Origin of the sequence: Sorangium sp. So ce1036 (genome assembly GCF_051369805.1) — a bacterium.
GTDB lineage: Bacteria > Myxococcota_A > Polyangia > Polyangiales > Polyangiaceae > Sorangium > Sorangium cellulosum_F.
Window position 1 is genome coordinate 932,252 of record NZ_JBBMOX010000001.1, and the last position, 23,175, is coordinate 955,426.

A 23,175-nucleotide genomic window follows, 5' to 3' on the forward strand; every position below is an offset into this window, starting at 1 on the left:
GCCCCGCTCGGGATCACCGCATCTCCTCCGCGTCGTGATCCTTAACGGCAGGCGCGACAATCCCCGCCGCAATCCACGGCGGTCTCGTTTCCGTTCTGGACCCCGTCGTCGCACGTGGGATCCTGGCAGACGCGCCCCCTGCACACACCCGACGCGCAGTTCTCGCCGGCGAGGCAGCCCTCGCCCGCGGGGCAGAGCGGGCACGAGCGGGTGCCGCAGTCGACGCCGGTCTCAAAGCCGTTCGCCACGCCGTCCACGCACGTCGGGGCCTGGCACGTGCCGAGATGACAGACGCCTTCCTTGCAGTCGAGCCCGGTCTTGCACGAGGCACCGAGGCGGCAAGGCCCGCACGAACCGCCGCAGTCCGTGTCGGTTTCTCCGTCCTCGTCATCCATGATGCCATTGCTGCAATGCGGCGGAATGCAGGTGTCTTCTGTGCAGGTCCAGCCCTCGGGGCACTCTTTGCAACTCCAGATCATGATCGCCCCGTTCTCCACGCACGAGAGGAAAAACGGCGCCGTCAGCCCCAATGCAATGACGCGTCGAAGCATGGTGTTCGCTCTTGTTGTAGTTGATGGCCTGATGCCAACGACGTTACATCAAGCACGGCTCCCGAGGTCGCCGATCTGGCTCTTTTTGCGCGGATTTGTGGCATTCCGGATTGGTGGCCAGACTTGCCATGCAATCGACATAGGGAGATCCGCCGAGCGGGGAGGAGCCTCGAACCGACGCGCAGAGAGGGAGAGGGACGGGGAGAGCATCGAGGCGAGATGCCCGCGCGCGATCGGCCGTTCTCTACGGATTCGACACGGCCGGCCGCCGCGTGGCGGGCTCTCCGCCGACAGGGGCGCTCGGCGCTCTGGCGAGGTGGTGAAGCGGGGTTCCGTGACGGCGCGCGCGGTCCGCGAGACGGCGCCCGGGCGGCGCGCTGTCGTCGAGACGGCGCCCGGGCGCGACGCGCGCCGCGCTCAGGGGCGGGCGGCGGCGCGGCGCGCCGCGACGAAGGAGCGCACGCAGAGGACCACGAACGCCGCGGAGAGGCCGGCCATCAGCGACTGGGCGACGACGGCCGCCGGGCGCTCCACGTCGCCGCCGGAGAGCAGCGCGGGCAGCCTGGACAGGCCGCGGGCCGAGCCGAGGACGCCGAGGAGGCCGAGCAGCGCCGACGCGTGCATGGCGTGCATGCGATACCGCTCCTGCCTCGCGAGCAGGCCGAGCCCGATCGCGACGACCCCGAAGCCGGCCGGGATCAGCGCCGTCTTGTGCGTCGCCCCCGTCGCGGCGAAGCCGCCGACGCCGAGCGCCGCGAGCAGCGCCCCGTACCCTATGGTCACATTCGACATGCTCGACATGAAGAGCCTCCTTGTCCGAGCCCCGGGGATACCGCGCCCGGCGCGCGGCCGCCACCGCGCCCCCGGCCCCGGGGGCCGCCGCCGCGCCTCCGCGGGCAGACGGCGGCGGCGTGGTTAGATTCCGCCCCCATGCTCGGCCTCTCTCGCCTGCGGGAAACCTTCGCCCACACCCCGCGGACGCTCGGGCTCGTCTGGCGCTCCTCGAGGGCGGCCAGCGTCACGCTCGGCGCGCTCACCCTCGCGGCGGCGGTGCTGCCGCTCGGGGTGGCCTACGTGGGAAAGACGATCACGGACGCCGTGGTCGCGCGCGACGAGCGCGCGGCGCTCATGTGGGTCGCGGTGGAGCTCGGCCTCGTGGCCGCGCTCTCGCTCGCGCAGCGTGGCCTCGCGCTGACGCGGCAGCTGCTCGGCGCGAAGCTCTCGATCGACATCCACACGCGGATCCTCGACAAGGCGCTCTCCCTGGATCTGCGCCATTTCGAGGATCCCGAGTTCTACGACCAGCTCACCCGCGCGCGCCGCGAGGCGTCCTCGCGCCCCGCCGCGGTCGTCACCGAGAGCTTCGCCCTCGTGCAGAACCTGGTCACGCTCGCCGGCTACGCCGCGCTGCTCGTGGGCTTCAGCGGGCTCGCCGTGCTCGCGCTCGTCGTCGCGGCCATCCCCGCCACGGTCGCCGAGGCGCGCTTCTCCGGCGCGGCGTTCCGCCTCCGCAACTTCCGCTCGCCCGACGCCCGGAGGCTCAACTACCTCGAGTACGTGCTCGCCAACGACGGCCACGCCAAGGAGGTGAAGCTCTTCGGCCTCGGCCCCATGTTCCGCGAGCGGTACAGGGCGCTCGCCGCCTCGTTTTACCGGGAGGACAGCGCCCTCGCGGTCCGCCGCGCCGGGTGGGCCTATGGCCTGTCGCTCCTCGGGACCGCCGCGTTCTACGGCTGTTATGGCGCCATGGCGCTCGGCGCCGCGGCAGGGCGGCTCTCGCTCGGCGACATGGTCCTCTACGTCGCCGCCTTCCGGCAGGGCCAGCAGGCGTTCCAGGCCGTCCTCTCCGGGGTCGGCGGCATGTACGAGCACAACCTCTACATGTCGAATCTCTTCCAGTACCTCGGCATCCCCACGGGCGCGCCGCCGGCGCTCCCGGACGGCGGCGCGGCGGCGCGCGCCGCGGGCGAGGGCGCCGCGGCGGGCGAGCGGGGCGTGCGGTTCGAGGGCGTGGGCTTCCGGTATCCGGGGCAGTCGCGCTGGGCGATCCGGGGCGTCGATCTGCACATCCCGGCCGGGCAGAGCCTGGCGCTCGTCGGCCACAACGGCGCTGGCAAGACGACCTTCATCAAGCTGCTCACCCGGCTCTACGAGCCCACCGAGGGGCGCATCCTGCTCGACGGCAAGGATCTCCGCGCCTGGGACGTGGACGCGCTCCGCCGGAGGATCGGCGTCGTGTTCCAGGACTTCAACCAGTACCAGCTCAAGCTGCGCGAGAATGTCGCCCTCGGCAGCGTCGAGCACCTCACGGACGAGCCGCGGGTCGCGCGCGCGGTGTCCGAGGGCGGCGCGGAGGAGGTCGTGGCCGCGGTGCCCGGGGGCCTCGACGCGCAGCTCGGGCGCTGGTTCAAGGACGGCGTCGAGCTGAGCGGCGGCCAGTGGCAGAAGATCGCGCTCGCGCGCGCCTTCATGCGCGAGGAGGCCGACATCCTCGTGCTCGACGAGCCGACCGCGGCGCTCGACGCCGAGGCCGAGCACGCGGTCTTCCAGCGGTTCCGGTCGCTCTCCCGGGGGCGGACCACGATCGTCATCTCGCACCGCTTCCCGACCGTGCGCATGGCCGACCGCATCGTCGTCCTCGACGGCGGGCGCGTCGTGGAGGAGGGCGCCCACGCCGAGCTCGTCGCCCGCGGCGAGCGGTATGCCCGCATGTTCGCGCTCCAGGCCGAAGGCTATCTCTAGCCTCCCCGCGGCGCCCCCCCTGGCGCGAGGCGGCTCGAGCGAGCTCTGCCTGCTAGGCTCGCGGTCATGCGCGACACGCTCCCCAAGGAGGTCGGCCAGGCGATCCACATCCTCCGGCGACTGCGCGGGCTCAGCATGCAGGAGTTCGCCGAGAGGGCGCAGCTCTCGGCCACCTACCTGCGGCAGGTCGAGCGCGGCGAGCGGGATCTCGGGCTCGGCGCGCTCGGGCTCATCGCCCAGGGGCTCCAGTGCGATCCCCGCCTCCTGCTCCCCGGCGACGGGCGCAGCCCGGTGGCGTCCGTCGTGGCAGAGCTCTTTGACCAGGCGCACGAGTCGCTCCAGAACGCGATTCTCTTCTTGCTCATGGAGCCTGACGATTCTCCGCGGAAGCAAGCAATGCTCGCCCTGGCCAGCGAGGATCCGGAGCGCTCCCGTCCGGCGGCTCCGCCCAGGTCACGCCCGCCCGAGCGCGTCGTCTCGGGCCGCGCCGCCCCGCCGTCCAGCCGGCGAACCGGCAAGTGATCACGCCATCTCGCGCGCCCCGTGAGCCGGGGGGCTCGCCCTGGCAACGGCTTCCGTGGGCTCGAGACCTCTGTTATCTTGCGCCGAACCGATGCTCCCCGATCTCTCTATCGGGGATGCGATGGACTCGAACCTCGTGCCGGAGGTCCGACGCAGTGATCCGAATCATCTGGGTTGATCCGACATCGCAGATCGCGCTCTGCTCTCCTCCCGCGCCGGGGCCCTCCCCGCGACGTCCGCGATGGGGGGCGCGGTGAGGGGCTCATGGTGATCCTGGGCCAGGAGTTCGCGGGCTACACCATCGTGGCCAGCCTCGACTCGCCTGCTCCGGTCGGCGCCTATCGCGCGCTCGACGCGAGCGGCCACGAGGTGACCCTTTATGTCCAGGAGGACGCCCTCCTCGACGCCGACGTCTTTCGCGCCGAGCTCGAGCGGCTCCTCTCGCTGCCTCCGGCGGTGCGCGGCATCGAGCCCGTGATCGCGGGCGGCACGGAGGGCGGCGCCGGGTGGGCCGCTGCCCGGACGGGCGAGGATCCCTCGGTCGAGGCGCTCCTGCCCCGGCTTCGCCCGGTCGCGTACGAGCTGGTCGCGGACGTCGCGCGGACGCTCGGCGCGGCGCACGCCCTCGGGCTCGCGCACGGGGATCTCGGCCCGCACACGGTGGTGATCACCGAGGGGGGGGCCGCCGTGCTGAGGGCGTTCGGGCTCCACCGGCTGTTCGGGCCGCCGGCGGACGCCATGGCCGAGGCCGCGAGGTACCGGGCGCCGGAGCTCTTCGGCGGGTGGCCCATCGATCGGCGGACGGACGTCTACGGCCTCGGGATGCTGCTCTATTGCGTGCTCGCGGGGCGACCGCCGTTCGAGGGGCGCGACGATCTCGAGGCGTGCGCGCTGCGCGAGGTGCCGGCGCCGATCCGGGGCGTGCCGGCCGGGGTGAACGAGGCGCTCGCCCGCGCGCTCGCGAAGGACCCGGACGCGCGCTTCCAGACGATCCAGGAGCTCGTGGTCGCCGTGCGGCCCCTGCTCGCCGCCCCGGAGCCTCCGGTCGCGGAGGAGGAGGCGCCGCGGCCTCCGGTCCCGGGGCCGGACACCGAGCGGAGCGCGCCTGGCCCGGCGTCGCGCGACACCTTGCCGACCGGCACCCTCCCGCCCCAGGCCGTCCGGCGTCCGACGGTCCGGATCGCCGACCCCCGCCGGCGCCGCCGGCTCGTGCTCGCCGCCGGGGCGCTGCTCTCGTTCGCGCTCCTGGCGGTCGCCCTGACGCGCGTCGGCGTCGCCGTCCCCCTGCGCGCGCGCGTCACCCCGCCGAGCGCGCCCCCTGCGCCCCCTGCCGGCTCCCCTGTCCCGGCGCGCGACGACGCCGCGCGCGAGGCGGCGCTGGCTGTCCCGGCCCAGGGCGAGGCCGCGCTGGCCGTACCGGCGCGATGCGACCCCGGCGCGCCCGCGGCGGTGCGTCCCGCGGTGGCCCCCGTGGAGAGCCCCCGCATCCCCCGCCGTCACGCGCCGGCCTCCCTGACCCCGCCGCCGCGGCATGCGCCCCCCGCCGGCGTGGCGGCCGAGCGACATCGGCCGGGCTGGTACGGCGTCGCCACCTACTGACCTGCCGAGGGCATCCAGCTCGACCGCAACGAAAAACGACACCCCGGCGGATTGGGGCCGCCGGAGTGTCCACGCCGCAGACCTCGTGCCGGAGGCCTGGACGCGCGGCGAGACTACTGAAGCATTACGTTGAGCGATCGGAATTTCTCGCTTGCGGCGATTTTTTTTGTGCGCGAACGAGCTGACTCCTCGGTGACGCCCAACCCGGGTCGGGCGAGCGGCCAACCCGGGTTGGGCGCACGGCCAGCCGGGGACGGGCGCTCGGTCAACCCGGGTCGGGCGCGCGGGCGCGCCGCGGCGGCCCGTCCGGGGGGACCGGTCCGGATCACCGGGCAGGGCGGGGCGTCATGCAGGCGGCGAATCGAGCGGCGATCGCGCGGCGCGGCGGGAATCCCGGGGGCGCTCCGCGCCCGCGGGCGCGCGGCTCATCGGATCTCGTGCTCCGCGAGCGGGCGAAACACGTTGGCCCGGTACCACCTGAGCTCCTCGATGGACTCGCGGATATCGTCGAGCGCCCGGTGGATCTCGCGCTTCTTGGGCGCGGAGCGCGCCGGGTACCAGCGGCGCACGAGCTCCTTGAGGGTCGAGACATCCACGATGCGGTAGTGCAGGAAGGACAGGAGATCGGGCATGTAGCGTTGCAGGAACGCCCGGTCCTTCCACACGGAGTTGCCGCACAACACCGCCGTTCCCCTCTCGCAGTGCGCCTCGAGGAACGCGCGCGTCTCGGCCTCCGCCTCGCCGACGGAGAGGGTGGAGGCGCGGATGCGCTCCAGGAGCCCCGAGCGGGCGTGGAGCTCGCGGACGAAGTCGCTCATCGTCGCGAGGACCTCCTCGGGCTGGTGGATGACGAGGCACGGCCCCTCGGCGACCACCGTCAGATCAGGCTCCGTGACGATGGTCGCGATCTCCACGATCGCGCACGAGCTCTCGTCGAGGCCTGTCATTTCCAGGTCGACCCACACCATTCGCTGTGACCGGTCCGCCATCGCCGGCGAGCATAGCCCATCCGCGGCGGCTCCGGTCCACCGGGGCTCCTCGCGCGCGAGCTGCCCCGGGAACGGGCCGTGTGCTAAGCACGGGCCGGACACCGGGCGCGGGAGGCCTGTCATGCGAGACGTTTTCATCGTGGATGCCGTTCGCACGCCGCGCGGCCGCGGAAAGGCCGGCAAGGGGGCGCTCTCCGGCGTTCATCCCCAGGAGCTCCTCGCGCAGGCGCTCAATCGCCTCGCCGACAGGACCGGGATCCGCAAGGACGACGTGGAGGACGTGGTCGTCGGGTGCGTGACGCAGGCGGGCGAGCAGGGGGCGTGCATCGCGCGCGCGGCCGTCCTCGCGGCGGGCTGGCCCGACGGCGTGACCGGCGTGACCGTCAACCGCTTCTGCGGCTCGGGCGCGCAGGCGGTCAACTTCGCGGCCATGGGGATCCTGTCGGGCCAGCAGGAGCTCGCGATCGGCGGGGGCGTGGAGAGCATGTCGCGCGTGCCGATGGGCTCGGACGGCGCGCCCCTCGACGGGAACAACCTCGCGCTCCGCGAGAAGCTCGCGATGGTGCCGCAGGGCATCTCGGCCGACCTCATCGCGACCCTCGAGGGCTTCTCGCGCGAGGACGTCGATCGCTTCGCGCTCGAGAGCCAGCGCAAGGCCGAGCGGGCCGCGGCCGAGGGGCGGTTCGCGAAGAGCCTGTTCACGGTCGTCGATCTCGACGGCGCGCCGCTGCTCGACCGGGACGAGCACCCGCGGGCCGGCGCGACGATGGAGGCCCTCGCGAAGCTCGAGCCGGCGTTCGCCGGCCTGGGGGCGACCCCGATGGGCCCGGGCGGCGAGACGGTCGACGCGCTGGCGCTCGTGCGGTACCCGCACGTCCCGTCGATCCGGCACGTCCACACCGCGGGCAACTCGAGCGGCATCGTCGACGGGGCGGCGGTCGTGCTGCTCGCGTCGGGCGACTACGTGAAGGCGCACGGGCTCAGGCCGCGGGCGAGGATCCGCGCCACGGCGACGGCCGGGGCCGAGCCGGTGATCATGCTGACGGCCCCGGCGCCCGCGTCGGAGCGGGCCCTCAAGAAGGCGGGGATGCAGGCGCGCGACATCGATCTCTGGGAGATCAACGAGGCGTTCGCGGCGGTGCCGCTGCAGACGGCGCGCAAGCTCGGCGTCGATCTCGATCGCGTCAACGTGAACGGCGGCGCGATCGCGCTCGGCCACCCGCTGGGCGCGACCGGCGCCTGCCTGATCGGCACGGCGCTCGACGAGCTCGAGCGCGCGGACAGGGCGACCGCGCTGATCACGCTGTGCATCGGGGGAGGGATGGGCGTGGCGACCATCATCGAGCGGGTGTGAGCCGCGCCGGTGCCGTGATGGGGGCGCCCGGCGACCGGGGGGGCTTCATGCCCGGGCGCGCGCGCGAGGGCGGCGCCCGGCGCGGGGAGGACCGTGGTCACGGTCACGACGGGCACGATCACGGGGGCGACCGCGACCACGGCCACGACCACGGCCACCACCACGACCACCGGCGCGCGCCGCTCGGCCGGCTGATCGCGGCGTTCGCGCTCACGGCGTCGTTCCTGGTCGTCGAGGCGCTGGTCGGGTGGTGGTCGCGGAGCCTCGCCCTCCTCGCCGACGCGGGCCACATGCTCGCGGACGCCGCGGCGCTGGCGCTCGCGATCGTGGCGCAGCGCATCGCCGCGCAGGCGCGGACCCGCGCGAGGACGTACGGCTACCGGCGCGCGGAGGTGCTCGCCGCGTTCGCCAACGGCATCGCGCTGGCGCTGACCGCGATCTGGATCTTCATCGAGGCGGCCGAGCGGTGGCGCGAGCCCCAGGCCGTGCGCGCCGAGGCGCTGGCGGTCACCGCGGCGCTGGGGCTCTGCGTGAACATCGCCGCCGCGCTCCTGCTCTCGGCCGGCGAGCGCGGGCACAACATCAACACGCGCGCGGCGCTGGCGCACGTGCTGTTTGACGCGCTCGGCTCGGTGGGCGCCATGGTGGCCGGGGTGCTCATCCTCGCCTTCGGCTGGACGCGGGCCGACCCGGTGATCAGCGTGGCGATCGGCGCGCTCGTGCTCTGGGGCGGCTGGCGGCTCGTGCGCGACACCTCCCGCGTGCTGATGGAGGGCAGCCCGATCGAGATCGACCTCGCCGACGTCGAGGCGACGATCCGGGGCGTGCCCGGCGTGGTCGACCTCCACGACCTGCACGTCTGGTCGATCTCCGACGGCTTCAACGTGCTCACGGTGCACGTGGTGCTCGCCCGGGGGCACCACGGGACGGACGTGGCCGCGGCCGTGGGCCGGCGGCTGCGCGAGGTGCACGGCCTGACCCACTGCACGGTCCAGCCCGAGCCCCTCCAGGAAGAGCGCCTGGTGACGCTCCGGCGGCCGGGCGCCCGCGGCGACGCCGGCTGACGGTGAGCCCTCAGACCCCGCACGCGACGTTGCCGCGCTGGAGCGACGCGATGCGCGCGTCGTCGAGCGCCTCGGCCTCGGCGAGGAGCCAGCGGAACATCGCGTTGCCGATCGCCCGCTCCTTCCTGGTGTTGAACAGCCACACGGCCGCGTGGCACACGTCGGCGTGGACCTTGGGGAACGCGAGGCGGCGGAGCTCCAGGCCGGCGAGCTCCGCCGCGGCCTCGTACTGCGCGCGGAGCGAGATCCACTCGCGCCACTCCGACAGCGGCGCCAGCGCCCGCCGCTCGTCGACGCGGCGGCGCAGGGCGTCGCACGCGATCTCCACCTCGGACAGGAGCTCGTCCCGGAGGCGGCGGCGCGCGCGGCCGATCGTGCCGCCGAGGTCGTCCCACGCCGCGTGCGGCACGCGCGCCGCGCGCAGCGCCGCCGCGAGGTCCTCCTCGACCGCGCGCGCGAGCGCGCCGATCGCCGCCTGCGCGCCCGGGGCGCCGATCTCCCGCGCCCGCTCCCGGAGCTCGGCCTGGGCGCGCTCGTCCTCGAGCGCCGCGTCCCAGGCGCCGCCGAGCCGCCGGAGCTCGTCGCCCGACACCCGGCCGTGGGGCCGGAGCAGCAGCGCCGCGTGGAGCAGCATCGCCCGGCTCCACAGATCGCCCTCGGCCACCTTCGCGGCGCACGGCTCGGGCTCCGCCGGCTCCGGGCGCGGCGCGCCCGCGCCCGCCGCCAGGGCGCGGCGCAGCAGCGGGAGCGTCGCGCGGCGGCGGGGCGCGGCGAGCCAGCGGAGCCAGAGCTCGAGCGCGCCCGGCGCGCCCGCCTCGCCGAGCAGGCGGTCCGCGACGGCGCCGAGCAGCGACAGCTCCCGGCCGCGCTCCTCGCGGGCGCGCCGCTGCGCGGTCGCCCAGTCGCCGCGCGAGGCCGCCTCGGCGGCGAGCCAGCCCGCGGCGACGCGGCGGGCCTCGCGGGGGCAGGCGCGCTCGTCCAGGCTGGCGACGCTCGCGAAGAGCGCCCGCGCGCCGTCCAGGTCGCCCCGGTAGGCCGCGAGCATCGCCCCGGCCGCGACGCCCGCGCCCCGGAGCGGCGACGCCGCAGCCACGCCGTCGCGTCCGGCGTCGCCGCTCCGGCCGGCCGCGCCGCCGCGGTCGCCGGCCCCCTCGAGCCGCTCGTGGATCCAGGCCTCTGCCGCGGGATCCGGCCTGCGCGCGCGGCAGAGCGTCCACGCGGCCGCGAGCGCCGCGCCGCCGCGTCGATCGGCGCGCCACGTCCAGTCCGAGAGCCGCGCGACGTGGTACGCGGCGCGCGGCAGCCCGAGCGGGATGAGCACGTGGCGGGCGACGGGCCACGGCGCGACGATCGGCAGGAGCGGCGCGAGCAGCAGCGCGCACGAGAGCTGCCCCGCGGCCACGCAGATCGCGAGGAGCACCGCGAGCGGGACGAGGACGAACCACACGACCAGGGCGCCTGTGCTGGGCCCGCCGGCGCGCGGCGGCGGGCCGGGCGAGGCCCAGCGCTCCGCCGCCGCGACGATCACCCGCACGCCGATCGAGATGGCCAGGAGCAGCCCGAAGCTCACCGTCTCCTCCAGCCGAGGGCCGACAGCGCCTCCGGCCACGGCGCGCGCGGATCCTCCCCGGGCGCCTCCGGCGGCGGCAGCTCCCCGAGGTCGTCGTCGAGCGCGTCCCCGGGCGGAGGCCGCGGGTCGAGCCGCGCCCAGATCTCGTGCGTGAGCCGCCGCTCCGGGTCGCGGAGGGCGGCCATGGCCGCGCGCACCTTGTCGGCCGTGCGGACGCCGGGGCCGACCGGCGTCGGGTAGGTCGCGGCGCTCGCGAGCTTGAGCTCGAGCATCCCGAGCAGCTTCTGCCCCTCGCGCTCGACCTCCGCGCGGCTCGCGCTCGGGCGCAGGCCGAGCACGTAGAACGGGTTGTCGCGGAGGCGGCCCCGCGCGTCGCCGCCCGTCACCGGACCCCCGACGCGTGGCCGAGCCTGCGCTTCTGCGCGTCGACCGGCAGGAGGCGCCAGAGCTCCTCGGTGATCGTCCGGAGCGCCGCCGCGTCGCCGCGCTCCGCCGCGCCGCGCCCGTCGCGCACGAGCTTCTGCGCGCGGACGAGGTCCGAGGCCTGGTGCGCCTCGGAGGCGGCCTCCTCGAACAGCCACACCCACGCCTTCGGGTGCCGCTGGAACGCCGCGCTGCCCAGGTTGCGGACGAGGCGGAGCTGGCGCTGCAGCTCGACCTGGTTCCGCTCCGCGCGCGCCCGCGCGACCCCCTGCGCGGCCTCCTCGAGGAGCGCCCGCTCGGCGCTCGAGCCGAGCTGCGACAGCCACACCGACGCGTTCGCGACGGCGGCCTGCGCCTCGGCGTCGAGCTCCGGCCAGCGCTCGTCGGCCTCGGCCTGCTCGAGCAGCGCGTCGAGCTCGAGCATCGCCCGCCGCGCCTTCTGCCCGGCGTCGGCGTCGCCGCCCCGCGCCGCGGCCACGTCGCGCTCCACCTCGGCGAGCGCGCACTCGACGTACGTCACCTTGCCGAGCGCGCGCGGCGCGTCTCCGCGCAGGGCGCCCTCGCGCACCGCGGCGAGCCGCTCGCGCATGGCGGCGAGCGACGCGTCGAGCACCTCGGGCGCCGCCTCGGGCACGAGCAGGTGCGCGACGCGCTCGAAGACGAGCCCCTGCGCCGGGATCAGCGCGCGCGCCGAGAGGTGCCCGCCCCGGTCGAGCTCGAGCGTGAGCTCGATCGGCGAGCCCGCGGGCAGGGTCGCGGTGAGCCCGCTCCCGTCGATCTCCAGCGCCCCGACCGCGCGGCAGAGGTGGGCGACGTCGAGCTCGCCCTGCACGATCGGGATCTTCAGCACGCACCCGCGCGACCCCTTCGGCACGGTCTCCACGCTGTGGTGCACGAACGTCCGCCGCGCCGGCAGCGGCGCGCCCCGCTCGAAGTAGACGCGCACGGTGTTGTCCGCGAGCGCGACCCCGACGGTGCGCGACAGCGGCGGATCGCTGATCGTGAGCCCCTGGACGATGGTGATCGCCCGCGGGTGCACCGGCACCTCCGCGCCGGCGTCCGACGTCGCCTCGACGCGGAACACGTTCGGCCGGCGCGGCAGCAGGTCGACGGTGATCACGAACGCCCCCTCGGCGTCGAGCGCGGCCTCGGCGCTCGTCCAGGCGTCGCCCTCGCGCGCGAGCCGGATCCGCGCGGGCGCGGGCCCCGACCCCTCCACGACGCGGCCCACCACGTGGGGCGTCAGATCGCTCGACATGGCCGGGTACTGGAGCCAGAGCCGCCGGCCCTCCTCCGCGGCCGCGGCCCGCGCCGCGGGCCGCGCGTCGAGCCCGGCCGTCGCCGCGTAGATCGCCGCCCCCTGGGCCACGAGGGTCATCGGATCGAGCCCCTCGCCGAACGGCGCCCCGAGCGCGTCCCGGACCCGCGCCCGGAGCGCCGGCATCACCGTCGGCCCGCCGACCAGCACGACGCGCGCGAGCTGCGACGCGTCGAGGCCGTGCGCCGCGAGCAGCCGCCGGCACACCTCGATCGAGCGGTCGATGATGGGCGCGGCGAGCGCGTCGAGCGTGGGCCGCGCGAGGACCAGGTCGACGTCGACGGCCGCGCCGTCGACCTCGAACGCCGCGGGCAGGGCGAGCGCCGCCTCCTCCGCGCGGGTGAGCTCGATCTTGGCCTCCTCGACCGCGAGCTTGAGCTTGCGGAGGGCGGCGGCGTGCCGCGGATCGGCGCGGCTCACGGTGACGCCGTGGGCGCGCGCGATCTCGGCGAGCGCCCAGTCGACGACGGCCCAGTCGAAGTCGCGCCCGCCGAGGAAGTTGTCGCCGTCGTGCCCCACGACGCGGAGCAGCCCGTCGCGCGTCTCGAGCAGCGACACGTCGAAGGTCCCGCCGCCGAGGTCGTAGACGAGCCAGCTACCGGCGGACTCCTCGGCCGTCCAGCCGGCGGCGAGCGCCGACGCCACCGGCTCCTGGATCAGCTCCACGCGCTCGAACCCCGCGCGCCGCGCCGCCTCCGACGTGGCCGCGCTCTGCGGCAGCTCGAAGAGCGCGGGCACCGAGATGACCGCCGCGGCCGGCTCCACCCCGAGCTGCTCGGCGACGTCGGCGCGCAGCGAGCGCAGCACCTCGGCCGCGAGCTCCTCGGGCTTCCGCGTCACCCGGGCCGCCGCGAACTCGATCGGCTGCGCGGTCCCCATCAGCCGCTTGAACTCCGCGCGGGTGTTCTGCGGATCGCTCTCCAGGAACCGCCGCGCGCGGGCGCCGACCGTGACCGTCCCGCGCGCATCGATCCGCACCACGCTCGGGGTGAGCGTCGCACCCTGGGCGTTCCGGACGAGGGTGACCTTCTCGCCGTCGAAGGCGGCCGCGGTCGAATTCGTGGTGCCGAGGTCGATGCCGACGTAAAGCGGGCGCGCTGCCATCGCGTGCAAGAATACACGCGCGCCGCGGCGGCCGCCCGGGGGGAGGCCCACGGCAGGCCGGGCGGCGGTGAAAGGCGGCGGACCGGCAGGCTCCGGGCGCCTGCTTGCCGCCAGCCTGTGCCGTCCGCCGGAAGGTGGGCGTTCCGCCGGCCCGCGAGCTGACGGTCCGGCGCCACGCGGGTAGACTTCCTCCATGCGTCGCGCGACGGCCCTGTGGCACATCGATCCGGACGATCCCCGCGCCCCGACCGTCGAGATCTGGGAGCAGCTCACGCCCGAGCAGCGCCGCGAGATCGTGGACAGCCTCCCGTCGGAGTTCCCGCTGGACGAGGCCGCGCCGCCGGAGGGCGATCCGCACTGGCACCCGGTGACCCGGGCGCGCACGACGCTCGATCGCTGGTTCCAGCGCGCTGGCCGCCGCGTCTACGTCAGCGGCAACCTCGCCGTGTACTACCCGAACGAGCGGGTCTTCTCGCCCGACGTCATCGCGGTCACCGACGTGGAGACGCACGAGCGCGATCGGTGGGTCGTCACCGACGAGGGCAAGGGTCTCGACTTCGCGCTCGAGGTGATCGTCCATGGGCGGCGCAGGAAGGACCTCGTGCGCAACGTGGAGTGGTTCGCGCGGCTCGGCATCCCCGAGTACTTCGTGTTCGACCGCAAGCGCGGCTCGCTCCGCGGCTTTCGCCTGGCGACGTCGGCGTCGAGGACCTACGAGCCGGTGATCCCCCAGCGCGGGCACTACGCCTCGCGGGTGCTCGGGCTCGATCTGCTGGTCGATGGCGGCAAGATCCGCTTCTACGCGGGGGAGGCGGCGATCCCCGACACCGACGAGCTCATCGACAAGCTGGGCTCCCTCGTCGACGCCGCGGAGCAACGCGCGCAGGATCTCGAGCGGCGTCTGGACGAGGAGATCCGCGCCCGCGAGGAGGAGACCCGCGCCCGCGAGGAGGAGACCCGCGCCCGCGAGGCGGAGACCCGCGCCCGCGAGGCGGAGACCCGCGCCCGCGAGGAGGCCGAGCGCCGGCTCGCCGAGGCGCTGGCGGAGATCGAGCGGCTCCGGCGGGAGCGCGGCGGCGCCTGAGGCCCGGCGCTCCGTCACCCCGCGAGCCGCCCACCCCGCGAGCCGCCCACCCCGCGAGCCGCCCACCCCGCGAGCCGCCGCGCCGCCTACCCCGCGAATAGCTGCGCCACCCAGACCCGGCCGCTCCGGTCGCGCACGACCGCCACGCCGGTCTTCCTGTAGCGCCGGTCGAGCAGGTTGCCCCGGTGCGACGGGCTCGCCCAGATCGCGCGGTGCGCGCCCCCGGGCGAGCTCGAGGTGGCCACGTTCTCGCCCGCGATCGTCGCCTCGTAGCCGGCGGCCCGGAGGCGCGCCGCCGGGTCGCCCGAGCCCACGTCGTGGCCCACCATCCTCGCCTTGAGCATCGCCTCGGCGTGCGCCCGCGCCAGCGCCGAGAGCGCCGCGTCGCGCGCGAGCGCCGGCAGCCCCTCCGACGCGCGCGCGGCGTTCATCATCCGCAGCATCGCGTCGTCGTCGTCGCGCGCCCCCCTGGCGGCCTCCTCCCCGGGCGAGGGCGCGCGGACGTACCGGCCCGGCGGGGCGCCCCCCGCGAAGATCATCGCCTCCAGCACGGGCCTCGGCCCGGTCGACACCGTGGCCAGCACCTGCACCAGCCAGCTCCCCGGCTGGTCCACCGCGAAGCTCGACCGGATGCGCGCGCCCGACAGCGAGCTCAGCACCGCCCTGGGCGCGCCCCGGGGGCCGAGCAGCACCACCTTCACCGCGGTCGCGGGCACGCGCATCGTCCCCTCGAGCGTCACCCACTGGCCCACCCGCGCGGTCGTCGGCAGCGGCGACATGTCCGCGAGCGCGTCCACCCCGACCGCGGCCGCGATCACCGTCCCATCGGGCTTCTTCGCGTGGGCCACCCCGCACCGCCGCACCCCGAGCGTGGGCCAGCCCGAGAGCCACCCGTCGATCCGCGCCCCGAGCTCCGCCGGGCCGAGCCCCTGGCCGGCGATGGACCAGCCCCGCGGCCAGGCGTGCGGCGCGCCCGCGGCGCGCAGCGTGAACGCGAGCTCGTCGGGCGGCATGATCTCTCCCCCCTGGAGCTGCCGCTCGACGTTGCGCCGGGCCACCGCGGCGAGCGCCGCGTCCGCGGCCCCGCAGCGCGCCGTGAGCGCGGCGACCTCGGGCGCGAGCGCCGCGGCCGGCTGCGGCGAGCGCGTGGCCTTCACCCACGTGAGCGCCGGCGGGTCCGCGGCCGCCGCGCCGGCCGCGGCGAGCGCCGTGCCGGCCGCGGCGAGCGCCGCGCAGCATGCCCCTCTGGCCCACCACGACCGCATGCGATCCGGCTAGCAGGTTTCCCGACCCGGCGCCCGTTTCCTGCCGCACGCCGCGCCCACGCGGCGTGTGTGCGCCGCGCCCACGCCGCGTGTGTGCGCCGCGCCCACGCCGCGTGTGTGCGCCGCGCCCACGCCGCGTGTGTGCGCCGCGTGGGCGCGCCGCATGTCGCGCCGCCGCGCATCACGCGCCGCCGCATGTCACGCGCCGCACGCCGGCGCGCCTCTCGCGGAGAAAGCTGCGCGGTCCCGCCGTCACCTCGTGGTACCGTGGGCGTGGCGCAGAATGGCGGAGGTCTCCAGGGCCGCGAAGGTCGGCTTGATGACGATCGTGCTCGCGGGCGCGGCCTACGGCGGGTACCGCTTCGTCTCGCGCGACGTCGGCGGCGGGAACGGCTACCGGGTCTGGGCCACGCTGCCGGACGCGATCGGCGTGTCGCCGCAGTCGCGCGTGATGATCTCGGGCATCCAGGTCGGCGTCGTCGACAGGATCTCGCTCTACGAGGGCCAGGCGCGCATCGACATCAAGATGAGCCCCGAGGTCCCGCTCTACGAGGACGCGGCCATCGGCAAGCGCGCCACGAGCCTCATCGGCGAGTCGTTCGTCGTGCTCACGCCGGGCACCGAGGGCAAGCCGCGCATCCCCGACGAGGGGCGGATCCTCCATTACATCGACGAGCCGACGGTCCAGTCGATGCAGGGGCAGGTCGCGGAGATCCTCAAGGACGTCAAGGCCGTCACCGAGGCGCTCCGGAACTCGGTCGGCTCCGACTCCGGGGAGGAGCGGCTCACGCAGATCCTCGACAACCTCGCGGACGTGACCGAGCAGCTCAACGAGACCGTCCGCGAGAACCGCGCGAGCGTCACGCAGACGATCAACAACATCAGCCAGCTCACGGGGGAGTCGGCCCCGCGCCTGCGGGAGATCCTGCGCAACGTCGAGCAGGTGACCCGGGACATCCGCACGATGACGGCCGCGGCCGAGGTGCCCGGGCGGGACGGCAAGCCCGGCGAGCTCCGCAGCGCCGCGGAGCGGCTGGGCCGCGCGAGCGAGAGCCTCGAGTCGGCGCTGAAGCACGCGGACAACGTCGCCGCCCGGGTCGATCGGGGCGAGGGGACGCTCGGCCGCCTCACCCGGGACGAGACGCTGATCAACGAGGTCGAGACGGTCGTCGAGGACGTCGGCGAGCTCGTGGGCGGGATCAACCGGTTCCAGACGGTGGTCGGGCTCCGGACCGACTACAACTTCCTGGCGAACACCATCAAGAGCTACGTCGAGCTCAGGCTCCAGCCGACGGAGGACAAGTACTACGTCGTCGAGCTGGTGAACGACCCGCGCGGCAAGACGGATTTCCAGCAGATCGACGTCGACACGACCAACCCGAACGAGCCCGCGCACTACCGGGAGGTCCGGACGATCACGACGAACGCCTTCCGCTTCTCGTTCCAGTTCGCGAAGCGGCTCGGCCCGTTCACGGGCCGGTTCGGCATCAAGGAGTCGACGGGCGGGCTCGGCCTCGACCTCCACCTGCTCGACGACCGGTTCGAGCTCCGGCAGGACCTGTTCGGCTTCGGCGAGGAGCTGTCGCCGCGCTGGCGGGTCGCGCTCGCGTACGAGTTCATCCGCAAGCTCTGGCTGCTGGGCGGCATGGACGACATCCTGAACAGCGATCGCCGGGATTACTTCGTCGGCCTGCAGCTCCGCTTCAACGACGCGGACCTGAAGACCGTCCTGCCGTTCGCGCCGACGAGCTTCTGACCGCGGCGGGCGGGCCCGGGGGTGGAGAGGGGGCCCGGGTCGCACGAGCCCGTGTGCTATAGGGCGGGCATGATGCGCTCGCTGCTCCGCGGGGTGCGAGGGGGATACGCGTTTCTGATTCCGGTCCTGGCGATCGCCGCCGCGGGCGGCGTGGCCGCTTGCCAGGGGTGCAAGCCCCCGTCGCAGGGCGCCGCGACCGTGGAGGACGCGGCCGCGGCCCGGCCGACCGTGCGGCTCTATGCGCTCAGCACGGTGGCCGGCGCGCTGGAGCCGTGCGGGTGCACGAAGGATCAGCTCGGCGGCATCGACCACCTCGCCGCCCTCATCGAGGCGCAGCGCGACGAGGCGCCGGGCCGGCTCGTGCTCGGCGCGGGGCCGCTGCTCTTCACGGATCCCGAGGTGAAGGCGGAGCGCGCCTCGCAGGACGCGTGGAAGGCCGAGGCGATGGCGCTGGCCGCGAAGGAGATCGGGCTCACGGCGTGGGCCCCTGGCGAGAACGACTGGGCGCTCGGCGCCGAGGCGCTCGTCAAGTACAGCGAGCAGAGCGGGGCGGCGCTGCTCGGCGGCAACCTGGAGGGGGCGCAGGGCGTCCGGGGCGTGGTGGTGCGCGAGGTCCCGGGCGTGAAGGTGGGCCTCATCGGCGTGAGCGATCCGAAGGGGCGCGCCGGCACCTACCCGGCGGGGGTCAAGGCCGGCCCGGCGCTCGACGCGATGAAGGCGGGCGTCGCGGAGGCGAAGCGGCAGGGCGCGCAGGTGCTCGTGGGGCTCGCGGCGCTGCCGCGGGGCGAGGCGCTGCGGCTCGCGGATCACGTGCCGGAGCTGCACGTCCTCGTGCTGGGCAAGCCGAGCGAGCGCGGGGACGGCAACGACGGCCCGAAGCCGCCGGTGATGATCGGGTCGACGCTGGTGGTGGAGACGCCGAACCACCTGCAATCGGTGGCGGTGGTGGATCTCTTCGTGCGCGACGGCGGCGACGGCCCGCTGGTGTTCGCCGACGCCGGCGGCGTGGCGAGGGCGGAGGAGCTGATGAGCCTGTCGGCGCGGATCCGGGAGCTCGAGATCCGGATCAACGGCTGGGAGGGCGACAGGACGGTCTCGGCGAAGGACGTCGCCGACCGGAAGGCCGACCTGGAGCGGCTCCGGGCCGAGAAGGCGAAGCTCGAGGCGGCGAAGACGGAGGTGAGCGGCAGCTTCTTCCGGTACAGCGCGGTCGAGGTGCGGGAGAAGCTGGGCGCCGACAAGGACGTTGCCGGCCAGCTCCTGGCCTATTACAAGCGGGTCAACACGCACAACAAGGAGGCGTTCGCGGATCGCGTCCCCGAGCCGCCGGCGAAGGGGGAGGCCAGCTACCTCGGCGTCGACGCCTGCACGAACTGCCACGACGAGGCGCGCAAGGTCTACGACGCCACGGCGCACGCGCGCGCCTATGCGACGCTGCAGCAGGACTTCAAGGAGTTCAACCTGGACTGCGTGAGCTGTCACGTGACCGGCTACGGAAAGCCGGGGGGCTCCACGGTGACGCACAACGCCTCGCTGCAGAACGTGCAGTGCGAGGAGTGCCACGGTCCGGGCTCGCTCCACGCGGAGAACCCCGAGAAGAAGGGGCTCATCGTGCTGTCGCCCCCGCCCGAGAGCTGCGTCTCGCAGTGCCACCACCCGCCGCACGTGGAGGGGTTCGATCCCGTCGCGAAGATGGAGCTGATCCTCGGCCCTGGTCACGGCAGGGACTGAGCGCGACGGCCGGGACGCGCGGGCCCGCCGGCGTGTCGAGGCCCGGCCCATGCCGGCGGTCCGGGCGGCGGGGGCCCGGGCATGTCGGGACCTGGGCGGGGGCCTGGTCGTCGGGGCCCCGGGCATGTCGGGACCTGGGCGGGGGCCTGGCCGTCGAGGCCCCGGGCATGTCGGGACCTGGGCGGGTGCCTGGTCGTCGAGGCCCCGGGCATGTCGGGACCTGGGCGGGTGCCTGGTCGTCGAGGCCCCGGGCAGATCGGGACCTGGGCGGGTGCCTGGTCGTCGAGGCCCCGGGCAGATCGGGACCTGGGCGGGTGCCTGGGCCGATGCGCCATTCTCGCGGCCGGGCGATCGCGCTACGCAGGCCTGGTGACGAACGTTCACGCCGTCGTCTCCCGACCGGGGCCGACCGAGAGCGCCATCCTCGCGGAGCTCACCGCCGGAGCGCCCCCGTTCACGGCGCACCGCCGCGCCGCGCTGACCTCGACGCTCCGCTACCTCGAGGGCGGCAGCGGCCCGCCGGTCGTCCTCCTGCACGGCCGGGGGAACGCCGCGACGACCTGGTTCCCGCTGCTCCCCGGGCTCGCCCGGCGCCATCGCGTCCTCGCCCTCGACCTGCCGGGCTTCGGCCACGCGTCGTCGCCCCCCTTCGAGGGCAAGGGGTTCGAGGACGGCCTCCGCTTCTTCGTCGAGCCGGTCGAGGCGCTCCTCCTCGAGATGGACCTCGGCGACGCCGCGCTCGTCGGCCACTCCCTCGGCGCGCTCGTCGCGCTGGAGATCGCGCTCCGCAAGCGCGCCCGCCCGCGCAAGCTCGCGCTCATCGGCGCCATGGGCGTCGGCCCCGTCATGACCGCCTCGAGCCGCGCCTACTTCCGCGCCCCGCCCGAGCGCCTGATCCGCCTGCTCGGCGCCGCGCTCTTCCGCCGCCTCCGCCCCCCGCGGCCGACCCCGCTCGGCGAGCGCGTCGCCGCCCTGCACCGCGAGCTCGGCGCCGTGCCCGACGGCCGGGTCGCGCCCGTCGCCGCGTTCAACGCGCTCTTCCCGGCCCTCGGCCCCGTGCCCCATCGCCTCCCGCGGCTCGGCGAGATCGACGCCGAGACGCTCGTGCTCTGGGGCGATCGCGACGACGTGTTCCCGGCGCCGCTCGGCATCGCCGCGGCCGCCGCGATCCCCCGCGCCACGCTGCGCGTCGTGCCGCTCGGGCACGCGCTCCACCTGGAGGACCCGGATTCCGTCCTCCCGGAGCTCACGGCGTTCCTGTCGCCCCCGACAGACGCGTTCCTCTCTCCGCCGACCGATCGGTAGCGCGCGCACGGGCCTCACGGGCTGGCCCTCGGCGCTGGCCCCGCCCGGCGCCCCGTGATTTCCTGAACCGCCGGATGTCGCGGCTCGGCGCGTGAAATTTCGGGGAGGGCTCGCGCGAAGTGTCTGGGTCCAGGATGAATCCAGCCGCCACGCTGCCCTCTCCGCAGGCGCCCGACGGGCTGCCGGCGGCGTCGATCGCCGCGGTGGGGGCCTCGCTCGACGAGGCCGCCGCCCTGCGGCCCGTGGTCCGCGCGGCGATCGCCTGCGTGCTCGGCGAGCGCGCCGACCACCCGGACGTCGAGGACTGCACCCACGAGGCGCTCACGCGCGCCTTCGAGGGGCGCGGCCGCCTCCGCGACGGCGAGCCGCTGCGCCCCTGGGTGCTCGGGATCGCGCGCCACGTGGCGCTGGACGTGCTGCGCCGGCGCCGCCGCACGCGGCGCGCCGAGGCGCTCCCTCCGGGGGGCGCCGGGGGGCAGGGGGAGATCCTCGAGGCGGTGGAGGACCCGGCGCCGGGCCCGGAGGAGCGCGCCGCTCAGCGCGAGCGCGCGCGCCGCATCGACGTCGCCCTGCAGAAGCTGGCCGAGCCCCAGCGCCGCGCGCTCCTGGCATTTCACGTGGAAGGGCTCGACTACCAGCAGATATCGCGCCGCCTCGGCGTCCCGCTCGGCACGGTGGCGACGTGGATCGCGCGCGGCAGACGCTGTCTGGCCGAGGCGCTCGGGGAGTGAGGGATCGATGCTCGACGACGACAAGCTCTCGCAGGATCTCGTGTGGCAGCCCGACGGCCACCTGACCGAGATCGCGCTCGGCGCGCTCGGCGACGGCGAGGAGGCCCTCTTGCCGGAGGGGGCGCTCGCGCACGCCGCGCGTTGCCTGCCCTGCGCCTCGGCGCTCGGCCGGGCGGCGCTGCTGTCGCTCCGCGTGGGGGAGGCGCTGCGCGAGCAGGCCGCGCCGGGCGCGCAGGCAGCGCCGGAGCCCGCGGCGCCGCGCGAGCAGGCCGCGTCGGGCGCGCAGGGAGCGCCGGAGCCCGCGGCGCCGCGCGAGCAGGCCGCGCCGGGCGCGCAGGGAGCGCCGGAGCCCGCGGCGCCGCGCCAGCCGCTGCCGATCGCGGCGCTCGTCGCCGCCCTCGCGCTCTCGGCGCTCGGCGCGGCGCCGGCGCTCGCGGCCGGGGCCTCCGGCCTGGAGGAGAGCTGGGACAGGCTCTGGCGCGCCTGCTCGGTCGTGGTGCAGACGGGGTGCGCCATCGCCGGGAACGGGGCGCTCTCCGGGGGGCTCACGGCGCTGCCGTGGCTCTCGGCGGCGCTGCTCGTGGTCGTCGGGCTGGGTGTCGCGTGGGGCAGGGGAAATGAGCTCTCGTTGAAAGGAGGGATTTGATGCGCTTCGTCTCGGTCTCGACCCGTGTGTTGTCCTCGCGGCGCGCCGCCGCGCTGCTCGTCGCCGCGCTCGGGCTCTCGGTGAGCGGCGCGGCCAGGGCCGAGGTGTCCCGCGAGGGCGTCTGGCCGGCGGCCGAGCCGGAGGTGAGCCTCGACGTGAGCCGCGCGCCGCGCAACGAGGCCATCAAGCGCCTGGCGCAGGAGGCCGGATGGAGCCTCGTGCTCAACAACGTGCCGCCCGGCGATCCCGTCGATCTGCGCGTCCAGGACCAGCCGGCGGACAGGGTGCTCGAGCTCCTGCTCGCGGACGGGGACTACGTCGCGACCCGCGACGGCGACCTCATCGCGATCGCGCCGTCGGACAGGGCGCAGCGGTCCGCGCCCGCGCTGCCCGCGCTGCCGGCGCTGCCCGCCGCGCCCGAGCCGCCCGCCGCGCCCGAGCCGCCCGCCGCGCCCGAGCCGCCCGCCGCGCCCGAGCCGCCGCAGGCGGCCGCGCCCGCGGCGTCGCCCGACGACGCCGCGGCGGAGCAGGACGCGCCCAGGCGGCGCGGCCGGGATCGCTTCGTGACCGGCGGCAGCCTGCGCATCGAGCGGGGCGAGGTCGTCCACGACGTGTCGGTGGTCGGCGGCTCGCTCGACGTCTGGGGCACCGTCACCGGTGACATCGACGTGATGGGCGGCTCCACGCACATCCACGAGGGCGCGCGGGTGCGCGGCGACGTGTCGACCGTGGGCGGGCCGCTCACGGTGGCCGACGGGGCGCGCGTCGACGGCGACGTCGATGTCGTCGGCGGCCCGCTCCGCCGGGGCGAGCGCGCGCTCATCCGGGGCGACGTGAACAACGAGATCACCCTGAGGGGGGACGACGGGGAGCCGGAAGCGACGGGCGCCTCGCTCGCGCGCAGGGCCGGCGGCGCGATGACGCGCACGGCGCTCCTGTTCGCGCTCGGCGCGGTGATGCTGGCGCTCTGGCCGCGGCGCATGGAGGTGCTCAAGGTCGAGATCGCCGCCCGGCCGATGCGGAGCTTCGCGCTCGGCGTGGTGGGCGCCCTCGGCGCCCTCGCGCTCGCCGTCGCCCTCTGCGTCACGCTGATCGGCGTGCCGTTCGCGGTGATCGGCCTCCTGCTCGCCTTCATCGCCGCGGCCGTGGGCGGCTGCGCGGTGCTCGAGACCGCCGGGGCAGCGCTCGCCGGCCATCGCACGAGGAACCCCTACGTTCACCTCGCGATCGGCTGCCTCGGCCTCCTCCTCCTGGGCGCGATCCCGTTCGTGGGGGGCGCGCTCCACGGCGTCGTCGTGCTGATCGGCGCCGGGGCGCTCGTCGCGACCCGGCTCGCGAACCTCCTCCGCCCGCGGCCGCGGGGCGAGGGGGCGGGGGGGCCGTACCGAACGGCGCCGTGACGGGGCCGTTCGCCACGGACG

19 protein-coding genes are annotated in these 23,175 nt (G+C 75.5%); 12 read left to right on the forward strand and 7 right to left on the reverse strand.

The window, feature by feature from the left end:
- Positions 1 to 41: 41 nt before the first annotated feature.
- Both WMF31_RS03345 and WMF31_RS03350 read right to left on the reverse strand, forming a co-directional pair.
- Entirely contained in the window at positions 42 to 551 is a 510-nt protein-coding gene (locus WMF31_RS03345; RefSeq protein ID WP_436600550.1) for a hypothetical protein, read from the reverse strand.
- A gap of 417 nt (positions 552 to 968) precedes the next feature.
- Positions 969 to 1,352 (reverse strand): hypothetical protein, encoded by a 384-nt coding sequence (locus WMF31_RS03350; RefSeq protein ID WP_129353769.1) that lies wholly within the window; start codon positions 1,350 to 1,352, stop codon positions 969 to 971.
- Between the two features lie 129 nt (positions 1,353 to 1,481).
- Here WMF31_RS03350 and WMF31_RS03355 point away from each other — a divergent pair, with 129 nt between their 5' ends.
- The 3 genes from WMF31_RS03355 (at position 1,482) to WMF31_RS03365 (ending at position 5,414) form a co-directional block, all read left to right on the forward strand.
- Positions 1,482 to 3,293, forward strand: a complete 1,812-nt coding sequence (locus WMF31_RS03355) for an ABC transporter ATP-binding protein (protein ID WP_436600551.1) — start codon at positions 1,482 to 1,484, stop codon at positions 3,291 to 3,293.
- Between the two features lie 66 nt (positions 3,294 to 3,359).
- Positions 3,360 to 3,815 (forward strand): helix-turn-helix domain-containing protein, encoded by a 456-nt coding sequence (locus tag WMF31_RS03360; RefSeq protein ID WP_129353765.1) that lies wholly within the window; start codon positions 3,360 to 3,362, stop codon positions 3,813 to 3,815.
- A gap of 264 nt (positions 3,816 to 4,079) precedes the next feature.
- Positions 4,080 to 5,414: a serine/threonine protein kinase gene (locus WMF31_RS03365; RefSeq protein ID WP_436600552.1), complete on the forward strand. Its 1,335-nt coding sequence runs from the start codon at positions 4,080 to 4,082 to the stop codon at positions 5,412 to 5,414.
- Positions 5,415 to 5,839: 425 nt separating this feature from the next.
- On the opposite strand, the gene orn is transcribed toward WMF31_RS03365, so the two are convergent.
- Positions 5,840 to 6,403, reverse strand: coding sequence for an oligoribonuclease (orn, locus tag WMF31_RS03370; protein WP_436600553.1), 564 nt, complete (start codon positions 6,401 to 6,403; stop codon positions 5,840 to 5,842).
- 121 nt (positions 6,404 to 6,524) lie between these two features.
- Here orn and WMF31_RS03375 point away from each other — a divergent pair, with 121 nt between their 5' ends.
- Positions 6,525 to 7,757, forward strand: a complete 1,233-nt coding sequence (locus WMF31_RS03375) for an acetyl-CoA C-acetyltransferase (protein ID WP_436600554.1) — start codon at positions 6,525 to 6,527, stop codon at positions 7,755 to 7,757.
- Positions 7,754 to 8,821, forward strand: coding sequence for a cation diffusion facilitator family transporter (locus tag WMF31_RS03380; RefSeq protein WP_436600555.1), 1,068 nt, complete (start codon positions 7,754 to 7,756; stop codon positions 8,819 to 8,821). The genes WMF31_RS03375 and WMF31_RS03380 overlap by 4 nt, the downstream gene beginning before the upstream one ends.
- Positions 8,822 to 8,831: 10 nt before the next feature.
- On the opposite strand, the gene WMF31_RS03385 is transcribed toward WMF31_RS03380, so the two are convergent.
- From WMF31_RS03385 to WMF31_RS03395, 3 genes are read right to left on the reverse strand one after another with little or no spacing between them, the layout of a single operon-like run.
- Entirely contained in the window at positions 8,832 to 10,430 is a 1,599-nt protein-coding gene (locus tag WMF31_RS03385; protein WP_436600556.1) for a hypothetical protein, read from the reverse strand.
- On the reverse strand, positions 10,388 to 10,777 hold the full coding sequence (locus WMF31_RS03390; protein WP_129353755.1) for a hypothetical protein: 390 nt from the start codon (positions 10,775 to 10,777) through the stop codon (positions 10,388 to 10,390). The genes WMF31_RS03385 and WMF31_RS03390 overlap by 43 nt, the downstream gene beginning before the upstream one ends.
- On the reverse strand, positions 10,774 to 13,236 hold the full coding sequence (locus WMF31_RS03395) for an Hsp70 family protein (protein ID WP_436600557.1): 2,463 nt from the start codon (positions 13,234 to 13,236) through the stop codon (positions 10,774 to 10,776). Before WMF31_RS03395 ends, WMF31_RS03390 begins: the two co-directional genes overlap by 4 nt.
- Before the next feature lie 193 nt (positions 13,237 to 13,429).
- On the opposite strand from WMF31_RS03395, the gene WMF31_RS03400 reads away from it, so the two are divergent.
- Positions 13,430 to 14,320 carry a Uma2 family endonuclease gene (locus WMF31_RS03400; protein WP_436600558.1) on the forward strand — a complete coding sequence of 297 codons (891 nt, stop codon included), beginning with the start codon at positions 13,430 to 13,432 and terminating at the stop codon, positions 14,318 to 14,320.
- Between the two features lie 86 nt (positions 14,321 to 14,406).
- Here WMF31_RS03400 and WMF31_RS03405 read toward each other — a convergent pair whose 3' ends face one another.
- The gene (locus WMF31_RS03405) at positions 14,407 to 15,585 is read right to left on the reverse strand and encodes a CAP domain-containing protein (protein WP_436600559.1); all 1,179 of its coding nucleotides are present in this window, start codon (positions 15,583 to 15,585) and stop codon (positions 14,407 to 14,409) included.
- A gap of 319 nt (positions 15,586 to 15,904) precedes the next feature.
- Here WMF31_RS03405 and WMF31_RS03410 point away from each other — a divergent pair, with 319 nt between their 5' ends.
- The 6 genes from WMF31_RS03410 to WMF31_RS03435 all read left to right on the forward strand — a co-directional run bounded on the left by WMF31_RS03410 (position 15,905) and on the right by WMF31_RS03435 (position 23,154).
- A complete protein-coding gene (locus WMF31_RS03410; protein WP_242515478.1) occupies positions 15,905 to 17,341 on the forward strand; it encodes an MlaD family protein in 1,437 nt (478 codons plus the stop codon).
- A gap of 69 nt (positions 17,342 to 17,410) precedes the next feature.
- Entirely contained in the window at positions 17,411 to 19,072 is a 1,662-nt protein-coding gene (locus tag WMF31_RS03415) for a multiheme c-type cytochrome (RefSeq protein WP_436600560.1), read from the forward strand.
- A 369-nt stretch (positions 19,073 to 19,441) separates the two neighbouring features.
- Positions 19,442 to 20,377 carry an alpha/beta fold hydrolase gene (locus WMF31_RS03420; protein ID WP_436600561.1) on the forward strand — a complete coding sequence of 312 codons (936 nt, stop codon included), beginning with the start codon at positions 19,442 to 19,444 and terminating at the stop codon, positions 20,375 to 20,377.
- Between the two features lie 134 nt (positions 20,378 to 20,511).
- Positions 20,512 to 21,108 carry an RNA polymerase sigma factor gene (locus tag WMF31_RS03425; RefSeq protein ID WP_436600562.1) on the forward strand — a complete coding sequence of 199 codons (597 nt, stop codon included), beginning with the start codon at positions 20,512 to 20,514 and terminating at the stop codon, positions 21,106 to 21,108.
- A gap of 7 nt (positions 21,109 to 21,115) precedes the next feature.
- A complete protein-coding gene (locus WMF31_RS03430) occupies positions 21,116 to 21,754 on the forward strand; it encodes a hypothetical protein (RefSeq protein WP_436600563.1) in 639 nt (212 codons plus the stop codon).
- On the forward strand, positions 21,754 to 23,154 hold the full coding sequence (locus tag WMF31_RS03435; protein ID WP_436600564.1) for a polymer-forming cytoskeletal protein: 1,401 nt from the start codon (positions 21,754 to 21,756) through the stop codon (positions 23,152 to 23,154). The genes WMF31_RS03430 and WMF31_RS03435 overlap by 1 nt, the downstream gene beginning before the upstream one ends.
- The last annotated feature ends 21 nt before the right edge of the window (positions 23,155 to 23,175 follow it).

What these genes read in the sequence shown, in the direction of transcription:
- WMF31_RS03345 (WP_436600550.1), bottom strand. Translation starts at nt 551, where the DNA reads ATGCTTCGACGCGTCATTGCATTGGGGCTGACGGCGCCGTTTTTCCTC.
- WMF31_RS03350 (WP_129353769.1), bottom strand. Translation starts at nt 1,352, where the DNA reads ATGTCGAGCATGTCGAATGTGACCATAGGGTACGGGGCGCTGCTCGCG.
- WMF31_RS03355 (WP_436600551.1), top strand. Translation starts at nt 1,482, where the DNA reads ATGCTCGGCCTCTCTCGCCTGCGGGAAACCTTCGCCCACACCCCGCGG.
- WMF31_RS03360 (WP_129353765.1), top strand. Translation starts at nt 3,360, where the DNA reads ATGCGCGACACGCTCCCCAAGGAGGTCGGCCAGGCGATCCACATCCTC.
- WMF31_RS03365 (WP_436600552.1), top strand. Translation starts at nt 4,080, where the DNA reads ATGGTGATCCTGGGCCAGGAGTTCGCGGGCTACACCATCGTGGCCAGC.
- orn (WP_436600553.1), bottom strand. Translation starts at nt 6,403, where the DNA reads ATGGCGGACCGGTCACAGCGAATGGTGTGGGTCGACCTGGAAATGACA.
- WMF31_RS03375 (WP_436600554.1), top strand. Translation starts at nt 6,525, where the DNA reads ATGCGAGACGTTTTCATCGTGGATGCCGTTCGCACGCCGCGCGGCCGC.
- WMF31_RS03395 (WP_436600557.1), bottom strand. Translation starts at nt 13,236, where the DNA reads ATGGCAGCGCGCCCGCTTTACGTCGGCATCGACCTCGGCACCACGAAT.
- WMF31_RS03400 (WP_436600558.1), top strand. Translation starts at nt 13,430, where the DNA reads ATGCGTCGCGCGACGGCCCTGTGGCACATCGATCCGGACGATCCCCGC.
- WMF31_RS03405 (WP_436600559.1), bottom strand. Translation starts at nt 15,585, where the DNA reads ATGCGGTCGTGGTGGGCCAGAGGGGCATGCTGCGCGGCGCTCGCCGCG.
- WMF31_RS03410 (WP_242515478.1), top strand. Translation starts at nt 15,905, where the DNA reads ATGACGATCGTGCTCGCGGGCGCGGCCTACGGCGGGTACCGCTTCGTC.
- WMF31_RS03415 (WP_436600560.1), top strand. Translation starts at nt 17,411, where the DNA reads ATGATGCGCTCGCTGCTCCGCGGGGTGCGAGGGGGATACGCGTTTCTG.
- WMF31_RS03425 (WP_436600562.1), top strand. Translation starts at nt 20,512, where the DNA reads ATGAATCCAGCCGCCACGCTGCCCTCTCCGCAGGCGCCCGACGGGCTG.
- WMF31_RS03430 (WP_436600563.1), top strand. Translation starts at nt 21,116, where the DNA reads ATGCTCGACGACGACAAGCTCTCGCAGGATCTCGTGTGGCAGCCCGAC.
- WMF31_RS03435 (WP_436600564.1), top strand. Translation starts at nt 21,754, where the DNA reads ATGCGCTTCGTCTCGGTCTCGACCCGTGTGTTGTCCTCGCGGCGCGCC.